This window comes from Promicromonospora citrea (genome assembly GCF_013004695.1).
In the GTDB taxonomy this organism is placed as follows: domain Bacteria; phylum Actinomycetota; class Actinomycetes; order Actinomycetales; family Cellulomonadaceae; genus Promicromonospora; species Promicromonospora citrea.
The window spans coordinates 14,782-36,356 of the sequence record NZ_JABEMG010000019.1; the positions used below are offsets into that span (position 1 = coordinate 14,782).

The window sequence follows — 21,575 nt, forward strand, 5'->3', positions numbered from 1 at the left end:
CTGCCCGCTCGCCCAACACCTCACGGGGTGCACCTAGACTCGCAGGATGCCCGAGGGCCGCCCCCTCCCGCTGTGGGCGGGACGTACCGCCGCGCTGCTGGGCATCGTTCTCGTCGCCCTCACCCTGCGCCAGGCGGTCGCGGGGATCTCGCCGATCCTCGCCGACATCCGGGTGGATGTCCCGATCTCAACCATCGGCGTCGGGCTGCTCGGCACGCTGCCGCCGATCCTGTTCGCGGTCTCCGGGTTCATCGCGCCGCGCGTCGCCCGCGGCATCGGTCTCGACAGCGGCATCGTGCTGGCGCTGCTGCTCATGACCGCGGGCCACCTCGTGCGCGCGTTCGCCCCGGCCTTCGCGGTGCTGCTCGTCGGCAGCATCGTCGCGTTCGCCGGCACGGGCATCGGCAAACGTGCTGCTGCCGTCTGTCGTCCGGCGCTACTTCCCCGACCGGGTCGCCCTGCTGACCGCGGTGTACGGCTGCATCGTCGGCGTGAGCACCGCCGTGCCCGCCGCCCTCGCCGCGCCGATCGCCGAGCAGGTCGGCTGGCGGTTCTCGCTCGGCATCTGGGCGGCCACCTCGGCCGTCGCGCTCGGCCCGTGGCTCGTCGTGATCGCGCGCGAACGCCACCAGCGGTTCGCGGCTGCCGCCGCCGAGTCCCCGCCGCCGAGTCCCCGCCTCCCGCACCTGCCGCCCCCGTCACACGGTTGTGGCGGTCACGCGTGGCGGTGTCGATCACCGTCGCCTTCTCGACCAGCACGATCTGCACCTACGCGGCCTTCGCGTGGCTGCCCGAGATCCTCGGCGACGTCGCCGGCTCGACGCCGACCGAGGCCGGGGCGCTGCTCGCCGTCACGGGCCTGATCAGCGTGCCCATCGCGCTCGTCGCGCCCCTGCTCGTCGCGCGGGTCCGCAACGTCGGGTGGCTGCTCGCCGTCGGAATCGCGAGCTTCGTGCTCGGCTACGCCGGCCTCCTGCTCGCGCCCGCGACGCTCACGCTGGTCTGGGTGCTGCTCATCGGCTCGGGGTCGATCCTGTTCCCGGTCAGCCTCGTGCTCATCAACGTCCGTACCCGCACCCCCGCAGGCACCGTCGCGCTGAGCGGCTTCGCTCAGGGCGTCGCGTACGCGCTCGGCGCGCTCGGGCCGCTGCTCGTCGGGCTGCTGCACGAGGCCAGCGGCGGGTGGACCGTGCCGCTGCTGTTCCTGACCGCTGTCGCCCTCGTGGCGACCATCCCGGCGATCACGCTGGCGCGGCCCGCCTTCGTCGAGGACGAGCTCGGTCGCTAGCTGACGCCGCCCTGGCCGAGCACGCTGTCCCGGTACGCCTGGAAGTCAGCCCAGCCGTCCGCGCCGCCGTCTTCGATGAACTCACCGGACGAGCCATCGAGCGCACGACACCCGAGGGCCCGTGCGGCCCGTTGGATCACCTCGACGACGTCCCCACCGCCCCGCACGTGCAGCATGATCGACTCCACCGGGTCCTCACGGCCGATGTTGAACTCTATCGACCAGTCCGGGTCTTCGAGGTTGCCCCACGTCGGGTCGTTCAGGTCCAGGTCGGGAAACAATGGGCCACCCGCTCGGAGGAATTGCGTCCAGAGATCGCGCTCGAGGGAGTTTCGTCGGTCCGCCAACTGTTCGGGACTGATCAGGCGAAACAGGCGACTGACAGGGGGAACGCATGACACAGGCCGATGCGCAGACCGGCATCGAGGCTGACCGGACGTTGAGTTTCGAAGCCTTGCGCGAGCGGATGATCGCTGAGCTCATCGGGTCGGGCGTGCTCACGGACCCCGCGATCGAGGCCGCGTTCCGTGCCGTGCCGCGCGAGGTGTTCGCACCAGCCGGCACTCCGGCCGAGCTGCCGTACGCGATCAACGACGTCGTCGAGACGAGGTTCAGTGAGGACGGCAGGATCCTGTCTTCGCTGTCCGCACCGGTGATGCTTCTCTGCACTAACGCCGCAGCTCCGGAGCCTGCCGGTCGATCGGCCAAGATGTTGCAGTCGCGCCTCCGCCTTCCCCAGGCTCCATGACCTGGCCCCAGGCAGGTCTACCTCCGAGTTGCTCGCCATTCGCGCACGGCAAGGAGCAGGGCAACAAGTACAGCCGCGAACGCCGCAAGCCAGAGCACGAGCGCGAACTGGGCGAAGGCGTCGATCTGCGAGGCTGCGATCAGCGCAACTGCGAGGAACATGAGCGCCACCACGGGCCTGCCGCGTCGCTTCCGGGTGGGCGCAGCATTTTTCCGGTCAGTCACCGCAGATCCTCGCTTCGTCAACTCTGTGGGCAGGCTCTCGCCAGCCATCCGCACGGGTGGTTTCGCCACGTCAGCAACCGCCGTGTCGCGTCATGAAGGGCGGGCGCGCAGGCGCCGACGAGGCGCCTGACACACCCGCCCAAACGTACTCCATTGACTGGCTCAGAGGGTCAGCTGCTTGCCTGCTGAATGCATCCAGCGATGGTTCCGGTCGAGCCACCAATCACCGCGGAGATGCAGAGGAGGCATGCGGTGCCTGCTGTCACGACGCATGCAGCGGCGCACGCAGCTGAGACCAGCGTGATCACGGCCCAGTTGATGCCCGCACTCGACAGGCAGCTGTTCAACCTGTCCCACCAGCCGACCTGAGCAACACTCCCGTCAGCCTCCATCAACTCCGGGTTCTCTGCCGTGATGGCGTCGGTGTGGGCGCCGTTCTGCCAGACGTCGAGTTGAGCGTGCGCCACATCGGAGAAGCTTGCTGACATCTCAACCACGGTGGTTGTGCCGTTGTCGTGGGAGAAGACAACCTTCGTCAGTTCGGGAATATCGGTACCGAGCAATGGCACCGTGACAAAGTAGATGCCAGCCGTCTCGGTGACCAACGCAGCATCCCAGTCGGGGCTGAGCCCGCTGCGCGGCTCGTACCCCGCGTCCTGAGCGGCTGTGACCAGCGCGTCGCCGGCACCACCGGCGACTTCATCACCCTGCTCGTCAAGCTGGACTGCCACGTCCATCGCGTGTTCTTGATCCACGCTGTCAGGCGTCACCGTTCGCTCCGAGACCTGGCTGACGCCACTCTCGGACAGGTTGAGCGCGAACGCGGTGGGAACCGGCGCCCCCTCGTGCGCCGGGCGGACAGCGACGTAGGCGACCAGGGCAAAGATCACGGCCACGGCCGTCACACCTGCCCCGACGGCAAGCCGCCGTTGGGGTGAGTTCTGAGCGAGGCGCAGGTTCAGGAGCGCGAACACGAAGCTGACGAGCAGCAGGGCGAAACCGCCCAGGCGTAGGGCGACGACCACGCTCTCGCCCACCGGCAGGAAGGACGCTGCGCTCATGGCCACGGACGTCGCGAGGAGCGCCACTACGGCGCGGCTCCTAGGATTGCGATCGGGGGAGTTCAAAGGTTCTCCTCTATTTGATCCAATGGCACCCTGGTTGGGGGTGCCCGAGGCAACCGTATTCGCCCGTATGAGTGTTGTGTGACATCTGTGGGGGTTTCTGCGGGTGAATTTTTCCCAAGCCGTGGTATGCCTGTGGTCGGCAGGGAGTCGGCAGCGACTCGATGCGGCGATCCGGTTGTCGGCGACCGCGTCCGCCGCTGCGAGGGCGGCTCACATAGTTGTGTTCGCTGCACCGACTTTCCGACGCAGGCGCCGTTGTGGCGACGTGTGGGGAACGCATGAGCCAAAATCAGGTCCCCCGTTGACGGCCTCGGTGGCGAACACGCGGCGGAAGTCGTGCGGGGTGAACCGCAGCGGTGTTCCGTCGACGTCGCGCAGATCGGCTCGCTCGGCCGCCTTGCGCAGCTTCTCCGCACTAGACAAGGTGCCTTAATCGGGCATCTGTCGAGGTTGCAGCCCGGTAGGTGTTGAAGTCGACCATGTCGAAGTCTCGGGGCGACTTCCCGGTGGCGATCGCGATGTGCGTCAGCAGGTTCAATGCGTAGGTGCCGTAGGTGGCAGCGTCCGCGCGAGCCGTGCGCGCCTCGATGGCAACGAAGGCGGCGGCGTGGTTGTGCCGGCGGAACTGGGAGTAGACCCCGAGCAGACGGCTGGCGGAGAACCATGCGTAGCTGGGACGGATCACGCGCAGGACGATCAGGATCCTGATACCTCGGGTCAGCGAGTAGCGATGCGCGGTGGGAACGTCCGGCAACCAACCATGACCACGCTGGTCGGAAGCGCTGTGCAGCCACCGGTCCTGCCAGTCCTCGCCGGCGAAGGTCTCCAGCCAGTCCAACACGCGCGTGAGCGCCAGCTCGTGCAAATGCCGCTCAGCGTGGGTCGGCTGCTCGTCCAGCAGGGTGACCATGGCCTCGGCAAGCGCCCGCCGCGTCTCATGCTCTCGGCCGGGCACCGCGGGAACGTAGGCGGGACCGGCGGGCGCGGTGAGAACGGCGGGCTCGCGGCGGCTGACCCGCGTCACGCGAGTCGTCTGCCCGTGTCGGCCGACCATCAGTCCACCCCGAACACGTCGGACAGGTCCTGCTCGTCATACGTCCAGCCCGCCAGCGGACGCGGCCTGGGCCGCGGGCGGGGGTAGTGCTCATGAACCCTGGCGATCACCTCATCCACGCGAGGCCGCAGGTAGCGGCCCGTCGTGGTGACCTGCCGGTGCCGCAAGACCTGCTGGACATCGACGAGAGTGACCTGCGGGTCGGCGATCAGCCGGAGCCCCAAGGTATGCCGCAGGTCGTGCAGCGTGATGTTGGCGCCGATCGAGTCGTTGATGCGTCGCAGCACCGCGCGCACAGCGGTGTAGGTCAGCGGCCGCAACGGATTGCGCCGGGTCCACCACAACGGCTCGTCCGGTTCGGGCCGGTGCCCCTCACCTGCGAGCTCGCCGAGGTAGAGAGCAAGCCACGTGAAGGCCTCCGGCGCCGCCGGGCAGGCCTGCTTCATCCCGCCCAGTCCCTTGGTCGCCACGTAGATGCGCCCCTCGCCTGGGCACGCATCCCCGACACTCATGCCCAGCAGTTCCGAGGCCCGGGCACCAGAGGACAGAAACATGCTGAACATGGCCCGGTCCCTGTTGCACTCCAGCCGGGAGAACGTGTCGTCCAGGACGTCGTCGGGCACCGCGCGAGGCGGCAGGTCAGGCTGCTTCTGACGGTAGCTGCCCCGCTTGTGCAGCCTGAACGGTTCCGTCGGGTTGTGATGGGCGTGGACTCGCCCGCCGCGACGAGACTGCGGCGGAACGGGCGAGACGATCGGCCCCTTGCCGGTCCGGACGTGGAAGGCGTAGAACGCCGCGACCACCGACAGTGCATGATTGATCGTCGCCGGCGCGTACCCAGCCGACAGCGACGGCTTCCCGGTCCTGGCGTTGATCGACCCCGGCGAAGGCGCATCCGGCCGGGTTCGCACTCGGGCGGGGTTGTCACTCGTGCGCAGCCACAGCACGAAGTCGCGCACTTCGTCGCGTTGCGCACGGTCCCAGGGCACCTCGACCGCGGCCAGGAACCGGAACCAGCGCAGCAGGTCGTAGCCGTACGAACGACACGAAGATGCCCCGTTCCCGCACGCCAGAAGCTCGCGCAAGAACTCACTGACCGGCTCGATCGCTACGCCCGCACCGTCGATCACGACCCATGGCAGATCCGCCGCGCCCGTCGACCGGACCGCGCCGCTGCGCACCACTACGAGTTCTGCGACCGAACGGCCGCCACCCTCACCATCGACGTCACTCTGCATCATCGATGCCGCCCCCTCACGATCGATCAAGAGGGCATCAGCGTCAGGGCCGACATCGCACACCGAGGGGACGACACGCCAGTAGTGCGGTCAACAAGACACGCGGGGAACCTGCACCAGGCCCGGATCCAGGAAGGCCAGCGTGTGCTGGAGATCGGGTCCGGAGGCCCGAACGCGGCGATGCTCGCTCACCTCGTCGGACCTACAGGAACAGTGGTGAGCGTCGACATCGACAAGGGAGTCGCTACCCGCACACGCACCGGACTCGAACTGCTCGGCCTCACCAAAAGTGTCGAAGTTGTCACCGCCGACGCGTCCGAACCGCTCGGCCGCGGTGTGTTCGACCGGATCATGGTCACCGTCTCCCCCTGGTCTCTGCCCGAGACGTGGGTCGAACAGCTCGCACCCGACGGAATCCTGGTCGTCCCCCTCCAGATCGCCCCAGGGCTCCGGCGCATCATCGGCTTCCGCAAGAAGGATGGACGGCTCGTCACGGAGTCGACCGTGCCGGGCGGGTTCGTGCCGCTGCAGGGCTCGGGGTTGTTCAACCCGGCCTCTGCCCTGCTGACAGGCCCGTCAGGCAAGCCGGTCGCGTTCAAGTTTCCCGGCAGTGAGGTCCCCGAGCGCTTTGGGGTGTCGGACGACGTACTGGCGACCGACCCGATCGACGCGTGGTCCGGCGTGATCTACAAGAACCGCACCATCTGGCTCGACCTGCTCACCTACCTCCTCATCCAACCGGGCGCATGCGCGATGGAGGCCGAGGAGCCGGCCGACCGCGGCTCGGACATGTCGTTCTACCCGGCCCTGGTCGACGGGACTTCGTTCGCAGCCCTGCACCGTCGTCCGGCCTCAGAGAGCACAGTCGAGGTCGGCGCGATCGGTAAGGGACCCGACGCAACCCGCCTCACCAAGCGGCTCGCGGATACGATCGCCCACTATGGAGCCCGCCACCGTGGCGCCGAACCGCTCTTCCAATGGTGGCCCACCGGCACCGATCCCGGCGACGTCCCACCGTCCGTTGCGGTTCTGCCACGACCGCACGGCACGCTCACCATCGGGTGGCTCGGGACGGGAATCGGCTGATGTGGTCACTCTGGAGTGGAGCAATCGATGCGACTCCGCCCTTCTGACTCCGTGACAGGTTTCGCGTCGCAGTTCGGCACGGCCCTTTCGACGTCCATGCGGGAGCCGCCATCCCCAGCCGACTTCGTGCCAGCGATCTGATCGACCCGACAGTGCGGCCGTTCGACACGGCGAACCCGTTCCCACAGGTCGATCACGTGCCCCGCGACCCCCGTTACCGGTACGGACATGGCAAGTCCCCAGTTCGCTGCGCGCATCCGCTCGCGGTACGGCTCGATGCTGTCGCCGTAGCAGTTGGCGACAAGGTGCCCTCCGCCCGATGCGGTGCAGCGGTGCAGTTCGGTGAGCATCGGGGCAGGAATCTTGAAGTGCATGACGAACAGCGCGTGCACGAGGTCGAACGTGCCGGAGGCAAACGGCAGCGGGCCATGCGGCGCGACCGTGACGGCGTTCCGGGGGCGCGCCGCGGCCAGCGACGCCCAGCTCATGTCACATCCGGCGACGCGCGGTGTGAGTTCGGTCCGCAGTGTCTCGGCAGACTCACCAGTGCCGGTGCCAAAGTCCAGGACATTCCCCGGGGCCAGACCGCATTCACGGACGACCTTGATCATCGCTGCCTGGACTCTGGCGTGGATGCGGCGGTCCAGTACACGTGCCCGTTCGCTGAGCCGGAGCTCGCACACTTCCTGCACGAGGTGCGGATCCATATCGGCCGGAGGAACGGGCACATAGAGATAGTCCATGAACCGGTACAAGGTCCGTCCGCCGTGCTCAATGGCTCGGGGCCCGAGCATATCGCCGTCCAGAAGAAGCAGCGAGCCGTGCGCGATGAATCTCATGGTGTCGCCCACGGCCCAGGAACCATCTCGCCCTTGGCCGACAGGAGGTCAGGCGTCATTGAGCCTGAACCGCTGGATGAGATCACCCTTGATGCCCTTCGCCCCGGCATGCGCGACGTCGATGGATCGGACGGCGCAGTCCCGGACTCTGGCGGTGGACCGAGCCAGAAGCCGGTCGACGTCGTCGAAATGGTCCTCGACGACGGCCAGGGTGAGATGCGGTTCTCCGGTGGTCCGGCTGAGGCTGCTCATGAGCGTGACGATCGCCGCGCTCACACTGGCACGCCAGGACAGCACGGCCACGGGCGCGCTCACGTCGGCAAGTACGTACTGGCCCGTGACCGTCTCGCGCACAGGTGCGCCGAACCGCAGGACGAACGGCTTGAGGCGCGGCACAGCCTCGGCAAGGATCGCGATGACCGCGTCGAGGTCGCCGATGTCGATGGTCCCGAGCGCGATGGTGACGTGGGGCCGGCTGTTACCCGTCTCGCCGTAACGCACGAGCGACCCATGCCGTTGATCGATCGTGGCGTTGATGAGGGCGCAGTCATCGGCAGCTGGTCCCTCGACGGCGAAGCTCACGCCGATCTTCAGCGGTTCAGTCACGATCGGGCCTTCCCGTGATCGAGGATCGAGGCGATGAGGTCCGACGTCGAACGGACAGGTGGTCGTTCCACGGTGCACAGCTCCGTCCCCAGTGACTCGAGGTCGGCGCGCTCCGCAGCACTGAGGAAGGTGAAGCGGCTCGCGCAGAGGTAGCTCGGCCGCACGGCATGGACCGCCTCGGCCACGGCTCCGACGTCGTAGGCAACGACGTAGTCCACGCACGCGAAGGCACTGAGGATCTCCACGCGCTCCTCGAAGGACAGCACCGGACGGCCAGCACCTTTCGCTTGCCGCACCGACTCGTCCGTGGCGAGGCCGACCACAAGGCTGTCGCCAAGACTGCGTGCGGCTTGCAGGGAGCGGACGTGGCGGGCGTGCGTCAGGTCGTAGACACCTTTGGTCAGGGCGACTGTGCCGAGCGTCTTGCGGAAGTCCTCGTCACCGAACAGGGATGCAGGAGCCAGCTTCGTCCTCATTCTGCGGCCTCCAGGGTGGAGGCGACCTCGGGAGCCAACAGGCTCGCGATCGTGGCCAACACGGACCGGGCCGTGTCCTGGACCCGCCCGTCCAGGAGCGCCGTGTCGAGCTCGATGATCAGCAGGCCGTCTGTTGTCGGCTCCTTCACGAACGTTCGAGCGGCGTCGCGGAGCGCCTCCAGCTTGGTGGTGTTCATGATGCGACCCTCCGCAGTGGTGAGTCGGTTGGCCGCCTCGCGTTGCAGGCTTATCTCCGGTGTCGTGACGAAGACGAAGCACGCATGGACGCGACTCCGCACGCCCGGCTCACTCGCGATGGCCTCGACAGCCGCAAGGTGGGAATCGGTGACGAGGCCGAGGGCGTTGAGCGCGCGGGAGAAGATGATCCGGTCGTTCAGGCCACGGTCCAGGAGATGGAAGCGCGGCGGCCGCTCGTCGGCACCGACGGCGGCGAGGTACTGCAACGCGCTGCCGGCCAGATACAGATTGAGGCTCGCCAGGTCGTTCTTGTCGATCGGCGCATAGCGTCCGCCGCCATGGAAGTCACCCACCGCCCAGCCCGCACGCCGGATCCGGTGCGACACCACGTCCAGCACCGTCGTCTTGCCGCTCTTGGGCATGCCTGCGAACTCGATCACGACATCGCGGGGCAACACGCTCACGCAGGACTCTCCTCCGGATCAGGCGGGCGGAACGCTCGCAGGCAGAGGTCCTCAGACGGGTTCTCCCCGCCCGCGACCAGGTAGAACTCCATGTGGCCGAGCACGGCCTGTCGATTCCGCGCCTCGCTGTACTGTGGCATCTGTTTGGCGATCCGCAGCGCCTTCGCCCGTGATGACACCGTGCCCCGCGAGTACTCGTGAGCCCACTCGATGACGTCGGCCCATGCCCTCTTCATCTGCCCGGTCCGACGCTTGAGCTGGACGCACTTCACGGCCTCCACGAGCAGCGTCTTCGACTCCGCGGTCTCACCCACCCTCAGCGCCATCAGCGCGGCGAAGAACAACGATGTCGGCTCCATCGGCGCCAGCGACATCGCCGTCCGGTGCGCTTGGAGCGACTCGTCCCACCTGCCCTGGTCACGCAGCAGCAAACCGAGGTAGTCCCAGCTTTCGTACGACGACTCGTCCGCACGGATCGCCTTCTTGATGTGGTCCATCGCGCGATCCGGCGCCTCGTATCGGTAGGCCGTCGCGAGCGCACGCCACGTGCCGGCCGAGTCGGCGTCAACCGGATCCGCTGCCTCGAGGATCGCCTCGGCGAGCCTGTTCAACCCCTTGTTGATGTAGGAGCGAGCCAGCCGCACCCTGATCCGCCCGTTGCCTGGCTGGATCTCCAGAGCCTGCTGGTAGTAGGTGACAGCCCGGTCGTAGTCCGCCTCGATGTACGCCGACTGCCCCTCGTTGTAGAGGTGGGCCGCCAGGACGATCCGCTCCGACTCCTGCTCGAACGCGCGCAACCGATCATCCAGCTCCCACCGTCTCCGAGCCGCCTCCACGAGCTCGGCCCGCAGGGCATCACGGTCGCGCCGCGCCTCATTGAGCGTCCGTAGCCCAACCACCGCCCCGACCGCCAGGACGAACGTGATCACGGTGATGGCCGCGAGGGCGACGGCGATCGTCAGGTTCGCGAAGTCGATGTATCCCGATGGATCAAAGCCCGGCTCCGAGGCGCCCGGCGTAGCGTCGACAACTCCAGGGATCTGCTTTACGCGCGGCCGCGCCGGTACTCGTCGCTCGGACGACACCGCCGACGTCGGCGGTCAACACGTCTATGCCCTCCTGGGCTGGTGACGGCCCCGCACGAGTCGCAATGATGTTGCGATGGACTCCACGTCGCCACCGTCTGGTCGGCCAGGTCGGCCGCTGGCGGCCCTGTGAGTTGGGCGGCGATGCCACCAGAGAGGTACGTCCCGCCCCTACCACGTTGCGAACTTCGTGGTGGCCATCGGCACTCCGCTCGAGGTGCCAACTGCGCCAACGAGATCATCGAAACGGGATTCATCGGCGACCCCAGAATCCTGGCTTGCGGTCCGCACGAGTCTCGGCCCCGGCAGTTTCCTTGGCGACCGTGGATGACCTGCACGCAGGTCCATCTGCGCGCGCAATACCACTGTCAGTGGCCGCGTCTACTCTGTCTCCCGATGGATCTTGACCTCGTCGATCAGCTCCGGGAGCGCCACCCCGCGTGGCGCCTGCTGCGCGCCCGCAACGCCCCTCTCATCCTGTCTTTCCTCGGCGCGCACTTCATCGACGCCAACCGCGGCCCGACCCCAGCCGGTCATCTGACGGCCGCCCTGGACGACGTCCTACTGGACCTGCATCGCACGGATCCCGACCGCTACCCTTCGGAGCCCCAGGCATACCTCGACGACTGGTCCGGCACCGAGTCTGGCTGGCTGCGGCGCTACTACCCGGCGGACTCGGACGAGATCCACTACGACGCGACGCCCGCGCTCGAACGGGCCTACCGGTGGGTCGAGGGCTTGCAGGCGCGGTCCTTCGTGGGCACCGAGTCCCGCCTGCACACCCTGGTGGAGCTGTTGCGGCAGATCGTCCACGGCACGCAGGAGGACCCGGCCGTCCGGCTCGCCGAGCTGCAGCGGCGCCGGACGGAGATCGACGAGGAGATCGCACAGGTCGAGGCGGGGAACGTCGCGGTCATGGACGAGACTGCGGTCCGCGACCGGTACCAGCAGTTCTCCTCGACTGCTCGCGAGCTGCTGTCCGACTTCCGCGAGGTGGAGGAGAACTTCCGGGCCCTGGACCGGTCGGCGCGCGAGAAGATCGCGAGCTGGGACGGCGGCAAGGGCGGGCTGCTCGCCGAGCTGGTCGGCAGCCGCACCGACATCGCCGCCTCCGACCAGGGGCGCAGCTTCCAGGCGTTCTACGACTTCCTGCTCAGCGAGGACCGCCAGGACGAGCTGGCCGGCCTTCTCGCCCAGGTGCAGGCGATCCCGAGGATCGGCGCGGACCAGCGGCTGCGCACCGTGCACCACGACTGGTCCGACGCCGCCGAGCGCACTCAGCAGACCGTCCGCAACCTGTCCGAGCAGCTGCGCAGGTTCCTCGAGGACCGCGTCTGGCTGGAGAACCGGCGCGTCCTCGACCTCGTCCGCTCCATCGAGGCGACCGCCATAGCGGTCCGCAACGCGCCTCCGCCGGACTCATCAGGGGTCGGCCTCGAGGTCGACCAGCCCGGGGTCGCCGTCGCGCTCCCGTTCGAACGCCCCCTGTACGACACGGTCCCGGCGTCGGCAGTGGACAGCCTGATCGCACCCGAGGAGCCCGACCCCGTCGAGATCGACGCCCTGCTGGAGCAGCGGTTCGTGGACACCGCGCGCCTGGTCGACAACATCCTTGCCGTGGTGCCGCCGCGTAGCACCGCCGTCCTCAGCGACGTCGTGCTGATGTACCCGGTCGAGCAGGGCGTCGCCGAGATCGTGGGCTACCTGTCGCTCGGCGACCAGGAGCAGGTCGCGGTCGACGTGGACGACACCGAGCAGATGGTCGTCGAGTACACCGACCCGGACGGCGTCCCGCGCCGGGTCACGATGCCGAAGGTGACGGTGACCCGCCGATGAGGACCCCGGAGGAGCAGGCGATCGGCACGGCCGTGATCGGCCTGATGCGTGGCGTCGTGTACCGCGAGTCGGACGAGACCAGGTGGGTGGCGCTGGGCCGTCATGCGGGGCCGGTGCGCGACCACTTCGCTGCCATCGGCGTCGATGTGGTGATCGACGACGTCGAGGGTTACGCCTACCTGCGCGCCCGAGAGGCGGAGGATGGCGAGGAGCCGCTCCCCCGCCTGGTCAACCGGCGTGCCCTGACCTACAACGTGAGCCTGCTGCTCGTGCTGCTGCGCAAGCGCCTCGCCGAGTTCGAGGCGACGGGCGGCGAGGGTCGCCTCGTCCTGAGCCGCGACCAGATCGTCGAGATGCTGCGTGTCTTCCTCGCGGAGTCGACCAACGAAGCACGTGTCCTGGACCAGGCGGTGCGGACGATCGGCCAGGTCAGGGACCTGGGCTTCCTCCGCGAGCTGCGAGGCCAGACAGACCTGTGGGAGGTGCGCCGCGTCCTGAAGGCATATGTCGACGCATCGACCATGGGCGACTTCGACGCGAAGCTCACCGAGTACGCGAACGCTCAGACGGGAAGCGGGTCCGATGACTGACGCACTGTTCTCGGCGGTGGAGGTCGAGTCGACGGACAAGCTCACCGGCTACCGCCTGCAACGCATCGAGGTCTACAACTGGGGAACGTTCCACAAGCACGTGTGGTCGCTCTCGCCGGCAGGGCAGACGTCCCTGCTGACCGGCGACATCGGCAGCGGCAAGTCCACCCTGGTCGACGCCGTGACGACCCTGCTGCTGCCGGCCAACCGCATCGCGTACAACAAGGCGGCGGGGGCCGACAGCAAGGAGCGCACGCTGCGGTCGTACGTGCTGGGCCACTACAAGTCGGAGCGCAACGAGACCACTGGTGCATCGCGACCCGTCGGCCTGCGCGATCACACGTCGTACTCGGTGATCCTGGGTGTCTTCGGCAACGCCGGGTTCGACGAGACCGTGACGATCGCTCAGGTCTTCCACCAGCGGGACCGCACCGGTCAGCCCGACCGGTTCTTCGTCACCGCGCAGGCAGACCTCTCGGTCGACCCCGACTTCAGCGGTTTCGGCGCCGACCTGAAGGCCCTCAGATCCCGGCTGCGCGCGGCGGGTGCGCACGTCGACACGACGTTCCCCGAGTACTCCCGGCGGGTACGACGGCTGCTCGGGATCCGTTCGGAGCAGGCGATGGAGCTGTTCCACCAGACGGTCTCGATGAAGTCGGTGGGCAACCTCAACGAGTTCGTCCGCGGCCACATGCTGGAGCCTGCCGACGCCGCCAGCCGTGTGAGCGGCATGGTCGACCACTTCGAGAACCTCACGAAGGCGCACGAGGCCGTCCGCCGAGCGACCGAGCAGCTCGCTGCTCTCGACCCGTTGATCGACTCCTGCGACCGCTACGAGGAAGCCGTCGAACGGCACAGGTCCCACGTCCGCCAGCGGGACGCCGTCGCCCCCTACCTCGCCGAACGGGCCGCAGCAATCCTCACGGCCACACTTGACCGTGATCGCACCACTCTGACCGCCCGCGAGGGCGAGCAGCGGGACCTGGAACGTGAGCGGCGGTCGCTCGCCCCGCAGCGGGACCGCCTCGTGGGCGAGCGGCAGAACGCGGGCGGTGACCGCCTCGGCGAGCTGGAGGAGGCGATCCCGAAGGCCAAGCAGATGCTCCAGGACCGCACCGTCCGTCGTCAGGCCTACGCGCTCCTGCTCGACCAGGCGAGCCTCGACGACGTCACGACGGCGGCGGACTTCGCGGGCCGCATGGCCGACGTCGCAGCCCGCCGCGAAGGGCTCAAGGACGAGCGTGGCCGGATCGACGGTGACAGGCGGCCCCTGCTGGAGCGCCACTCCGAGATCAACCGCAGGGGCGCTGCGTTGCTCAAGGAGATCTCCGGGCTGGAGCGCCGGCGCAACAACCTTCCCGGCCGCCTGGTCGAGCTGCGCGAACGGCTGTGCACCGAGCTGGGCCTCGACGAGGCGGACCTGCCGTTCGCGGGCGAGCTCGTCGACGTGCGCGACCAGCACGCGCAGTGGCGCGGTGCCGCGGAGCGGGTCCTGCGTGGTTTCGCGCAGAACCTCCTGGTGCCCCAGCGCCTGTATGAAGACGTGACCGGCTGGGTCAACGCCAACCACCTCGGCACCCGGCTGGTCTACCTGCGCGTCGCGGAGCGCCGGGTCCCCTCCCGGCCGGCGGACCGCGGGCCGGGGCTCCGCCTGTACGACGTCCTGGAGGTCGAGGACGGCGGCTTCGCCGGCTACCTGGCGGCCGAGCTGGCGCACCGGGCCGACCACCGGTGCGTCGACGACGTCGGCCAGCTGCGCCGGGAGGATCGTGCCGTCACACGTGAGGGTCTGGTCAGGGACCGCGACCGGCACGAGAAGGACGATCGCAGCCGCGCGGACGACCCCCGCACCTGGGTGCTCGGTCGCGGCAGCGAGCAGAAGATCAAGGCGCTCAACGCCGAGGCCCGCACGCTCCAGGGAGAGCTGACCGGCATCAACGGCCAGCTCACTGCGCTGGACACGCGGCGGAACGCCCTTGACGACAGCGCCGCCGCGCTCGCTGGCCTGGCCCAGTACACGACCTGGCGCGAGGTCGACGTGGACGAGGCCCGCGACGCCCTGACGGCTCTCACCGGCGAGCGCGACCGTCTGGTGGCCGGATCGTCGCGGCTGACGGAGATCGACCGACAGCTCAGCGAGCTCGCCGAGCGGGAAGACAAGCTGACCCAGCGAATCGGCAGCGTCGGCGAGACGATCGGCGGCCTCAAGAGCGACGTCACGGCCGCGCAGCGCCGCCTCGACCGGGAACGCTCCACCCTCGACGCGCTCGACGAGGCCGCTCTCGCGGATGCCCGCGCCTGCTACCCGTTGCTCGAGGAGCGGCTGGGTCGCAAGGTGCCGGCCACGATCGACGAGTGCGACGCGACCGCCGCGACGCTCCCGCGCGCCATCAACGCGGCCGTCGACGACGCACAGCGCCAGATGAACGGCTACGTGACCAGCATCCAGCAGCAGATGTCCGAGGTCCGCCGACGCTGGCCCGAGGCGACCACAGAGATGGACGCCAACGTCGCGGCGATCGGCGAGTACCGGAGCCTGCGGGACCGGGTGCGCCGGGACGACCTGCCGCGGTTCGAGGCCGAGTTCAAGCACCAGCTCAACACCAACGCCGTCCGCGAGCTGACCCAGTTCTTCTCCTGGCTGCGCCGGCAGGCCGAGCAGATCGGTGACCGGGTGGAGCGGATCAACGAGGCACTCTCGGCGATCGACTACAGCCCCGGCCGGATCGTGCGCCTGGTCGCGGAACCCACGCCGAACCAGGAGATCAAGCAGTTCCGGTTCGACCTGCGTGCCGCGACCACGAACGTGCTCAGCCCGGACGACGCGTACACGGAGCAGCGGTTCGAGGAAGTGCGCCGCATCATCGAACGGTTCCGCGGCCGAGAGAACCACGCCGACAGCGACAAGGCGTGGACCCGACGGGTGACGGACGTGCGCAACTGGTTCACGTTCGCCGCCTCCGAGCAGGACCGGGAGACGGGTGTCGAGCACGAGCACTACACCGACTCCGACGGAAAGTCCGGCGGGCAGAAGGAGAAGCTCGCCTACACGATCCTGGCCGCGTCGCTCGCCTACCAGTTCGGCCTGGAGTGGGGCGCCGAGGCCTCGCGCGACTTTCGCTTTGCCGTCATCGACGAGGCGTTCGGCCGTGGCTCGGATGCCTCGACCCGGTACGCGCTCGGGCTGTTCGCCAAGCTCGGCCTCCAGCTGCTGATCGTGACCCCGCTGCAGAAGGTGCACGTGATCGAGCCGTACGTGCACTCCATCGGATTCGTCGACAACCCGACCGGTGCCTCCTCCCGCGTGCACACCCTCACCATCGAGGAGTACCACGAGCGGCGGCGCGAGCACGCCGGGCAGGGAGGCGCGTGAGCGGCCGGGCGGTGCGTCCGGCCAAGCGCTGGACGGCGCCGTCGGACATCGCGGCGAAGGTGCGGCGCCGGTGGGACGACGGCGCGCTGTTGCGCGCCTTCGCGGCGGGCGACCCGTTCCCGGTGCTCGATGTCCCGGTCCACGGCCCGTCCGCCGCAGACCTCGGTGAGCGCTTCGACGAGGCGCGCGACTGGCTGGCGGCCTTGGACGCCGGCTCACGTGGCGGCCGGGCGTACGACCTGGTCAGCACGAGCGTCGGCGGCCGGGATCTCGGCCGCACCGAAGTTCCGGGACGCGCGGTGGTCACGTCGTTCGACCAGGCCTGGCGCCTGCTCGGCGTCCTCGACGACGTCGCCGCATTCGGCCGCGTGCTCACGACCGCCGACGCCCTCCTGCCCGACGCCGCCGTCCGCACCTGGGTGCTGGACAAGCCTCTGCGGGCCCTGGCACTGGAACCAGAGTGGCCGGCGATCACCGCCGCCTACCGGTGGCTACGGGACAACCGCGGCTCCGGCAGGTACCTGCGCCAGGTCGACGCACCTGGCGTGGACACCAAGCTGGTCGAGCGACACCGGGCTGTCCTCGCGGAGCTGCTCGGCGTCAGCTCGCGGGCCGCCGGCTTCATCGCCGACCTCGGCCTGTCCGGCAAGCCCACGGTGGTCCGGCTGCGCTGCGCACCCGGCCTACTCGGCCTGCCCGACGTCGTGACGGACGTGACGCTGCGCCTGGACGAGGCCCGGCAACTCGCTCCCCGTGTCGTTACGCAGGCACTGATCGTGGAGAACGAGATCACCTACCTGAGCGTGCCGGTCCCTCGCGGCGGGCTGGTCCTGTGGGGCAAGGGGTTCGACGTCGACCAGCCAGCCTCGCTCCCCTGGCTCCGGAACACCGACGTGACCTACTGGGGCGACCTCGACACCCACGGGTTCGCGATCCTCGACCGCTTGCGCGCGTGGCTCCCGCAGGCGCGCTCGGTGCTGATGGACCGGGACACCCTCCTGGCCCACGAGGGCCGCTGGGGACGGGAAGAACGTCCGACGTCGGCCGCGCTCACCCGCCTGACCGACGCCGAAGCGGCGGTCTATGCCGACCTCGTCAGCGACCGGTACGGGGCACGGGTTCGGCTGGAGCAGGAGCGGATCGACTGGGCGTGGGCGTCCCACCGGCTGCCGGCCGGACACACCGGCGGGGTACCCGGGGAACTCCGTCTGCGCAGGTGACGGCCCCTGCCGATAAGGTTTCGGCTCTCGATGCCCCCCGAACCGGAGCCTTCCACAGTGAGCGAGTACCAGTTCTACGAGTTCCTCGCGGTCGACAGGCCGCTGACTGCTGACCAACAGGCCTCGGTGCGGGCGTTGTCGACGCGGGCACGGATCACGTCCACCTCGTTCGTGAACGAGTACGAATGGGGCGACTTCAAGGGCTCTCCGGACGAGCTCGTGCGCAAGTACTACGACCTCCACCTGTACTACGCGAACTGGGGCACGCGACGCCTGGTGCTCAAGATCCCGGCGGTCGCGCTGTCCGGGGTGGATCTGGACCAGTACGTCGTCGGCGAGCACATGGACGCCCGCCGGTCCGGGAAGAACCTGATCCTGGACCTCGGCTCCGAGGGCGATACCGAGGACTACTGGGACGAGGACGAGGAATGGACGATCGGCGGCTTCGCGGCGTTGCGGGCCGAGCTGCTCGACGGCGACCTCCGGCCTCTGTACCTCGTGTTCCTTGCCGCGATCGGCGTGTGGGCGATCGACGAGGACGCGTTCGACTACGCCGACGGGGACGTCCTTGAACCTCCTGTCCCAGATGGACTCGGAGAGCTGACCGGGGCGCAGCAGGCACTGGCCGCCTTCCTCCGCCTGGACACCGACCTCCTGGCCGAGGCGGCAAGCACGAGCCGGCCCCGCGACGCCGTCGGGCAGCCCGCCCCGCGGGAATGGGTGACCGCGCTGCCCACGAAGGTGAAGGACGACGCGCTGGTCGCGCTGCTGGCGGGCGACCATGCCGCGGCGAGAGCCAGGCTGCTGCGCCGGCTCGGCGGTACTGCCTCGAACACGGCGGCCGAAGGTACGCGCACGATCGGTGAGCTCCTGGACGCTGCCGCGAAGCGCAAGCAGGAAAGAGACGAGCTCTGACCGTGTGGAGCACCTCTCCACCGTGGTCGGTACCGTGACCGGGTGAGCGATCACCCCGCCCCCTCGCCAACCCCCGGGACCACGGCGGGAGCTTCCCCGACCGTGCTCCGGATCCGGATCGACCTCGTCGACGCACACCCACCCATCTGGCGCCGACTCGATCTGCGATCCGACCTCACGCTCGACGTCGTGCACCAGGTCATCCAGGACGCCTTCGGGTGGGAGGACGCCCACCTGCACCGGTTCGCGGTCGGCGGCAGCGTGTGGGACCGCTACGCCCAGCTCTTCCTGTGCCCGTTCGACGTCGCCGAGGGCGAGGACGAAGGCACCCCGGAGGAACAGGTCCGCCTCGACCAGGTGCTGAGCGAGCCCGGCGACGTGCTGCGGTACGTGTATGACTACGGCGACGACTGGCAGCTCACGCTCCGCCTGGAGCAGACCCTGCCCACCGAGCCGGGCACACCCCCGGCGGTGTGCGTGGACGGAGAGCGCGCCGCGCCGCCGGAGGACTCCCGGTTCGAGTACATGAATGACGGCCTGGCCGCACTCGTCGACGACCCGGACCGGTTCAACCCCGCCGAGGTGAACGAGCGGCTCGGCCGGCCCTGGTACATGCTGCGCGCTCGCGGCCTGCACCCACGCCTGCTGGAACTGGTGAACATGCTCTCGCTCACCGACGACGGCGCCGAGCTCGGCACCCGGCTCGCCGCCCTCCCGGACGAACCCACCCGCCCGTCCGACGACGACCTCCGTACCGCGCTCGGTGCTCACCTGTGGTTCCTCGACCAGGCCGGCGGCGGCGGCATCCCGCTCACCGCGGCGGGCTACCTGCGCCCAGCGTTGGTGGAAGAAGCAGCCACCTGGATCCCCACGATGGCGGACTGGATCGGCAAGGCGAACCGCGAGGACCTCACCTACCCGGTAGCGGCCTTCCGCGAGGCGCTGGTCAAGAAGCTCAAGCTCCTGCGCAAGTTCAAGGGAGCGCTGCACCTGACCCGCGCCGGCGCCGCCGCGCGCGACCGTCCCGCCGTGCTGTTCGACCGGATCGCGGTGTCGATCGCCCCGCCACACGAGCGCGGACGGTTCACCGTCGACGCCGACCTGCTCGTCCTCGCCTACGCGGCGGTCACACCCGGCGGCGAACTGCCCCTGGACCGGATTGCGGCCCACCTGACCGACCTCGGCTACGAGCACGACGACGGACAGCCGGTCGCCAGACGCGACCTTCGCCTGTACGAGTCCACCGTCCACCACGCGCTCGTCAACATCGCCGAACCGCCATCCGGGCGTCGAGCGCGGAGTCAGATCAGTGCAGTCGCGGCCGCACTGGCCAACGCGGCTCTGCAGCATTGAGGTCCAGCGACCTCGTCCACCTCGCTACCGGCCGCGTGAACGAGGCCTTTCGCAGCACCCGTTCACCAGAGGGCCGCTGCACTTGTCACGCAAGCCGGAGGCTCACACAAACCCCTCCTCCACCAGCTGACAACCGTTGCGGCTGATGACGTGCCGTTGACCGGAGCCGCCCACGACCCGGATCCAGCTCTCCGCCTTCACGCCTTCCGGAATCGCCTTGAGCAGGAACCCTCCGTACATCCCCGGGACCGGGTACCAGATCGTGCCCGCCTCATGGACGACGGCGGCCTGCGGGTACCGCAGCTTGATCGCGAGCGCCGGGCGTACGCGTGCCTCGATCAGGCCCATGAGGTGCCCGTCCAGCACGGAGAACTGGAGGTCGCGCGCGGGGCCTGGTGACTGCAGTTCTGATACGAGCTCCTCGTGCCCCCGCTCACGCGCGATAGTCGCTGCGTCCCGGCCGTCCGCGGCACGAAGCGTCCGCCAGGCGCCTCGTCGGACGAGCTCCCTGACGACCTCGGGCGAAGCCCCGTGCCACGCGGCCTGGTGCAGCGACGTGAATCCGGAGTCCCCACCGATCCGCCAGACGTTCGGATGGAACATGGTTCCGTCCGAGGGCTCGCTGTCCAACGTGGCGATCACGTCACGCCACTGCCCGGTGCGTGCGGCGTCGGCGATCGCGTCGATCCTTGCGAGGAAGGGCTCGGCGTACGCGTCGCGGTCCATCGACGCATGCCAGTGGAGAGGTTCCATCGCAGGAGTCTTGCACCGGTTCACGGTGCCGCGGTGATGGCCAGCTGGTCGAGGCTCGCGTGCGCGACGCGGAAATCACGTGGTGCGGCACCATCCCGCATGGCACGCTCGACGACGCCACGAACGCACGCACGAGGAGGCATGCATGTCGGCGGTCAGCCTACGTGAGCCCGTGCCTGCCGAGCTGGGCACCAGGGAGTTCGTCCTGCGCCCGATCACCGGCGACGACGCCGCGATGGATCACGCCGCCGTCATGGAGACGCGCGAGGATCTGCGGTTGTGGGAGCAGTCGTCGCGGCCGGAGGACGACTTCACCGTCGAGGCGAACCGCAAGGATCTTGTCGACCTCGAGCAGCGCCACACGGCGGGTCGCGCCGACGCGTACACGGTGCTGGACCCGCTCGGCAGCGCGTGCCTGGGCTGCGTCTACGTCTTCCCCACGGACGCCACCTTCCTCGCCAAGGCGATGGTGACGCCGGCGGGCGCCGACGTGTGGGCAGACGTGCAGGCCGTCGTCTACTTCTGGGTGCGCCGGTCGCGCATGGAGACCGGCTTGGACGGACGCCTGCTCGACGCGCTGCGCGCCTGGTTCGCCGAGGCCTGGAAGCTCGAGCGCACCGTCTTCGTCACCAACGAGCAGTTCACGCAGCAGGTCGACCTCATCGAGCGCACCGACCTGACGCGCAGGTTCGAGCTGGTCGAGCCTGGTAAGTCCGGGGTCTACCTGGTGTACGGCTGAGACAGGCCGAACGGCCGTCAACGGGTGACACGGCAGAGGTTGGCGCGGAGAGGGATGCCGGAGTGCGTCCCGCGGGACTCGTCCTCCGAACCAGCTGGGCCGCGCCCCTAGCTGCCCAGACCGCCCGAGCGCCGACGGATTCCCCGCGTCGTCGTCATGGTCTTCCTTGCCGCCACGCCCGCCTCCACCGTACGGTTTGCCCGGGTTACGGGGGGTAGAGGGCTGAGGATGACTGCGACACCGCTAGGGCATGCACCGACCTCGCCACCGATCGCGAGCTCTCGTCCCGCACCCAGGGAATGGTGGCAGCACCTGGCCGTCTGGCGCTCCCGCTGGCTCGGCTCGCACCCGCGTGCTGCCCGG

At 69.0% G+C, this 21,575-nt stretch carries 21 protein-coding genes; 10 read left to right on the plus strand and 11 right to left on the minus strand.

Translation table 11 applies throughout. The features are described 5' to 3' along the window. Positions 1-46: 46 nt before the first annotated feature. The gene (locus tag HLB15_RS05970) at positions 47-1,288 is read left to right on the plus strand and encodes an MFS transporter (protein ID WP_229785624.1); all 1,242 of its coding nucleotides are present in this window, start codon (positions 47-49) and stop codon (positions 1,286-1,288) included. Here HLB15_RS05970 and HLB15_RS05975 read toward each other — a convergent pair. Then, complete coding sequence (locus HLB15_RS05975) at positions 1,285-1,689, minus strand: hypothetical protein (RefSeq protein WP_171104393.1); 405 nt, start codon at positions 1,687-1,689, stop codon at positions 1,285-1,287. The two genes, HLB15_RS05970 and HLB15_RS05975, sit on opposite strands and share 4 nt — an antisense overlap. Between HLB15_RS05975 and HLB15_RS05980 the strand changes: the two genes are divergently transcribed. After that, entirely contained in the window at positions 1,683-2,036 is a 354-nt protein-coding gene (locus HLB15_RS05980) for a class I SAM-dependent methyltransferase (RefSeq protein WP_171104394.1), read from the plus strand. The genes HLB15_RS05975 and HLB15_RS05980 overlap by 7 nt on opposite strands. A 17-nt stretch (positions 2,037-2,053) precedes the next feature. Here HLB15_RS05980 and HLB15_RS05985 read toward each other — a convergent pair whose 3' ends face one another. The 4 genes from HLB15_RS05985 to HLB15_RS06000 all read right to left on the minus strand — a co-directional run bounded on the left by HLB15_RS05985 (position 2,054) and on the right by HLB15_RS06000 (position 5,709). Beyond that, on the minus strand, positions 2,054-2,260 hold the full coding sequence (locus HLB15_RS05985; RefSeq protein WP_171104395.1) for a hypothetical protein: 207 nt from the start codon (positions 2,258-2,260) through the stop codon (positions 2,054-2,056). 170 nt (positions 2,261-2,430) lie between these two features. Next, complete coding sequence (locus HLB15_RS05990) at positions 2,431-3,321, minus strand: hypothetical protein (RefSeq protein WP_171104396.1); 891 nt, start codon at positions 3,319-3,321, stop codon at positions 2,431-2,433. Between the two features lie 481 nt (positions 3,322-3,802). Beyond that, on the minus strand, positions 3,803-4,411 hold the full coding sequence (locus tag HLB15_RS05995; RefSeq protein WP_171104397.1) for a hypothetical protein: 609 nt from the start codon (positions 4,409-4,411) through the stop codon (positions 3,803-3,805). 29 nt (positions 4,412-4,440) lie between these two features. Then, the gene (locus HLB15_RS06000; protein WP_171104398.1) at positions 4,441-5,709 is read right to left on the minus strand and encodes a tyrosine-type recombinase/integrase; all 1,269 of its coding nucleotides are present in this window, start codon (positions 5,707-5,709) and stop codon (positions 4,441-4,443) included. Between the two features lie 54 nt (positions 5,710-5,763). Between HLB15_RS06000 and HLB15_RS06005 the strand changes: the two genes are divergently transcribed. Continuing rightward, on the plus strand, positions 5,764-6,765 hold the full coding sequence (locus HLB15_RS06005; protein WP_171104399.1) for a class I SAM-dependent methyltransferase: 1,002 nt from the start codon (positions 5,764-5,766) through the stop codon (positions 6,763-6,765). Between the two features lie 5 nt (positions 6,766-6,770). Here HLB15_RS06005 and HLB15_RS06010 read toward each other — a convergent pair whose 3' ends face one another. Genes HLB15_RS06010 through HLB15_RS06030 form a run of 5 tightly spaced genes read right to left on the minus strand, consistent with a single transcriptional unit; the run spans position 6,771 to position 10,433 of the window. Next, positions 6,771-7,616, minus strand: a complete 846-nt coding sequence (locus tag HLB15_RS06010) for a class I SAM-dependent methyltransferase (RefSeq protein WP_171104400.1) — start codon at positions 7,614-7,616, stop codon at positions 6,771-6,773. Positions 7,617-7,652: 36 nt separating this feature from the next. After that, positions 7,653-8,210: a 2'-5' RNA ligase family protein gene (locus HLB15_RS06015; RefSeq protein ID WP_171104401.1), complete on the minus strand. Its 558-nt coding sequence runs from the start codon at positions 8,208-8,210 to the stop codon at positions 7,653-7,655. Then, a complete protein-coding gene (locus HLB15_RS06020; protein WP_171104402.1) occupies positions 8,207-8,686 on the minus strand; it encodes an adenylyltransferase/cytidyltransferase family protein in 480 nt (159 codons plus the stop codon). The genes HLB15_RS06015 and HLB15_RS06020 overlap by 4 nt, the downstream gene beginning before the upstream one ends. Next, positions 8,683-9,348 carry a hypothetical protein gene (locus HLB15_RS06025; protein ID WP_171104403.1) on the minus strand — a complete coding sequence of 222 codons (666 nt, stop codon included), beginning with the start codon at positions 9,346-9,348 and terminating at the stop codon, positions 8,683-8,685. The genes HLB15_RS06020 and HLB15_RS06025 overlap by 4 nt, the downstream gene beginning before the upstream one ends. Continuing rightward, complete coding sequence (locus HLB15_RS06030; RefSeq protein ID WP_171104404.1) at positions 9,345-10,433, minus strand: tetratricopeptide repeat protein; 1,089 nt, start codon at positions 10,431-10,433, stop codon at positions 9,345-9,347. The genes HLB15_RS06025 and HLB15_RS06030 overlap by 4 nt, the downstream gene beginning before the upstream one ends. A 396-nt stretch (positions 10,434-10,829) precedes the next feature. Between HLB15_RS06030 and HLB15_RS06035 the strand changes: the two genes are divergently transcribed. From HLB15_RS06035 to HLB15_RS06060, 6 genes are read left to right on the plus strand one after another with little or no spacing between them, the layout of a single operon-like run. Beyond that, entirely contained in the window at positions 10,830-12,269 is a 1,440-nt protein-coding gene (locus HLB15_RS06035; protein ID WP_171104405.1) for a DUF3375 domain-containing protein, read from the plus strand. Then, on the plus strand, positions 12,266-12,859 hold the full coding sequence (locus HLB15_RS06040) for a DUF4194 domain-containing protein (protein WP_171104406.1): 594 nt from the start codon (positions 12,266-12,268) through the stop codon (positions 12,857-12,859). Before HLB15_RS06035 ends, HLB15_RS06040 begins: the two co-directional genes overlap by 4 nt. Then, on the plus strand, positions 12,852-16,232 hold the full coding sequence (locus HLB15_RS06045; RefSeq protein WP_171104407.1) for an ATP-binding protein: 3,381 nt from the start codon (positions 12,852-12,854) through the stop codon (positions 16,230-16,232). The genes HLB15_RS06040 and HLB15_RS06045 overlap by 8 nt, the downstream gene beginning before the upstream one ends. Next, positions 16,229-17,452, plus strand: a complete 1,224-nt coding sequence (locus HLB15_RS24725) for a Wadjet anti-phage system protein JetD domain-containing protein (protein WP_212759553.1) — start codon at positions 16,229-16,231, stop codon at positions 17,450-17,452. The genes HLB15_RS06045 and HLB15_RS24725 overlap by 4 nt, the downstream gene beginning before the upstream one ends. A gap of 57 nt (positions 17,453-17,509) precedes the next feature. Then, positions 17,510-18,367, plus strand: a complete 858-nt coding sequence (locus HLB15_RS06055) for a hypothetical protein (protein WP_171104408.1) — start codon at positions 17,510-17,512, stop codon at positions 18,365-18,367. 42 nt (positions 18,368-18,409) lie between these two features. Then, positions 18,410-19,720 (plus strand): plasmid pRiA4b ORF-3 family protein, encoded by a 1,311-nt coding sequence (locus HLB15_RS06060; RefSeq protein WP_171104409.1) that lies wholly within the window; start codon positions 18,410-18,412, stop codon positions 19,718-19,720. Positions 19,721-19,822: 102 nt separating this feature from the next. On the opposite strand, the gene HLB15_RS06065 is transcribed toward HLB15_RS06060, so the two are convergent. Further along, a complete protein-coding gene (locus HLB15_RS06065; protein ID WP_171104410.1) occupies positions 19,823-20,473 on the minus strand; it encodes an ankyrin repeat domain-containing protein in 651 nt (216 codons plus the stop codon). Positions 20,474-20,618: 145 nt separating this feature from the next. On the opposite strand from HLB15_RS06065, the gene HLB15_RS06070 reads away from it, so the two are divergent. Next, the gene (locus HLB15_RS06070) at positions 20,619-21,212 is read left to right on the plus strand and encodes an N-acetyltransferase (protein WP_171104411.1); all 594 of its coding nucleotides are present in this window, start codon (positions 20,619-20,621) and stop codon (positions 21,210-21,212) included. Positions 21,213-21,575 lie beyond the last annotated feature (363 nt).

What these genes read in the sequence shown, in the direction of transcription:
- HLB15_RS05970 (WP_229785624.1), top strand. Translation starts at nt 47, where the DNA reads ATGCCCGAGGGCCGCCCCCTCCCGCTGTGGGCGGGACGTACCGCCGCG.
- HLB15_RS05980 (WP_171104394.1), top strand. Translation starts at nt 1,683, where the DNA reads ATGACACAGGCCGATGCGCAGACCGGCATCGAGGCTGACCGGACGTTG.
- HLB15_RS05990 (WP_171104396.1), bottom strand. Translation starts at nt 3,321, where the DNA reads ATGAGCGCAGCGTCCTTCCTGCCGGTGGGCGAGAGCGTGGTCGTCGCC.
- HLB15_RS06020 (WP_171104402.1), bottom strand. Translation starts at nt 8,686, where the DNA reads ATGAGGACGAAGCTGGCTCCTGCATCCCTGTTCGGTGACGAGGACTTC.
- HLB15_RS06035 (WP_171104405.1), top strand. Translation starts at nt 10,830, where the DNA reads ATGGATCTTGACCTCGTCGATCAGCTCCGGGAGCGCCACCCCGCGTGG.
- HLB15_RS06040 (WP_171104406.1), top strand. Translation starts at nt 12,266, where the DNA reads ATGAGGACCCCGGAGGAGCAGGCGATCGGCACGGCCGTGATCGGCCTG.
- HLB15_RS06045 (WP_171104407.1), top strand. Translation starts at nt 12,852, where the DNA reads ATGACTGACGCACTGTTCTCGGCGGTGGAGGTCGAGTCGACGGACAAG.
- HLB15_RS06065 (WP_171104410.1), bottom strand. Translation starts at nt 20,473, where the DNA reads ATGGAACCTCTCCACTGGCATGCGTCGATGGACCGCGACGCGTACGCC.
- HLB15_RS06070 (WP_171104411.1), top strand. Translation starts at nt 20,619, where the DNA reads ATGTCGGCGGTCAGCCTACGTGAGCCCGTGCCTGCCGAGCTGGGCACC.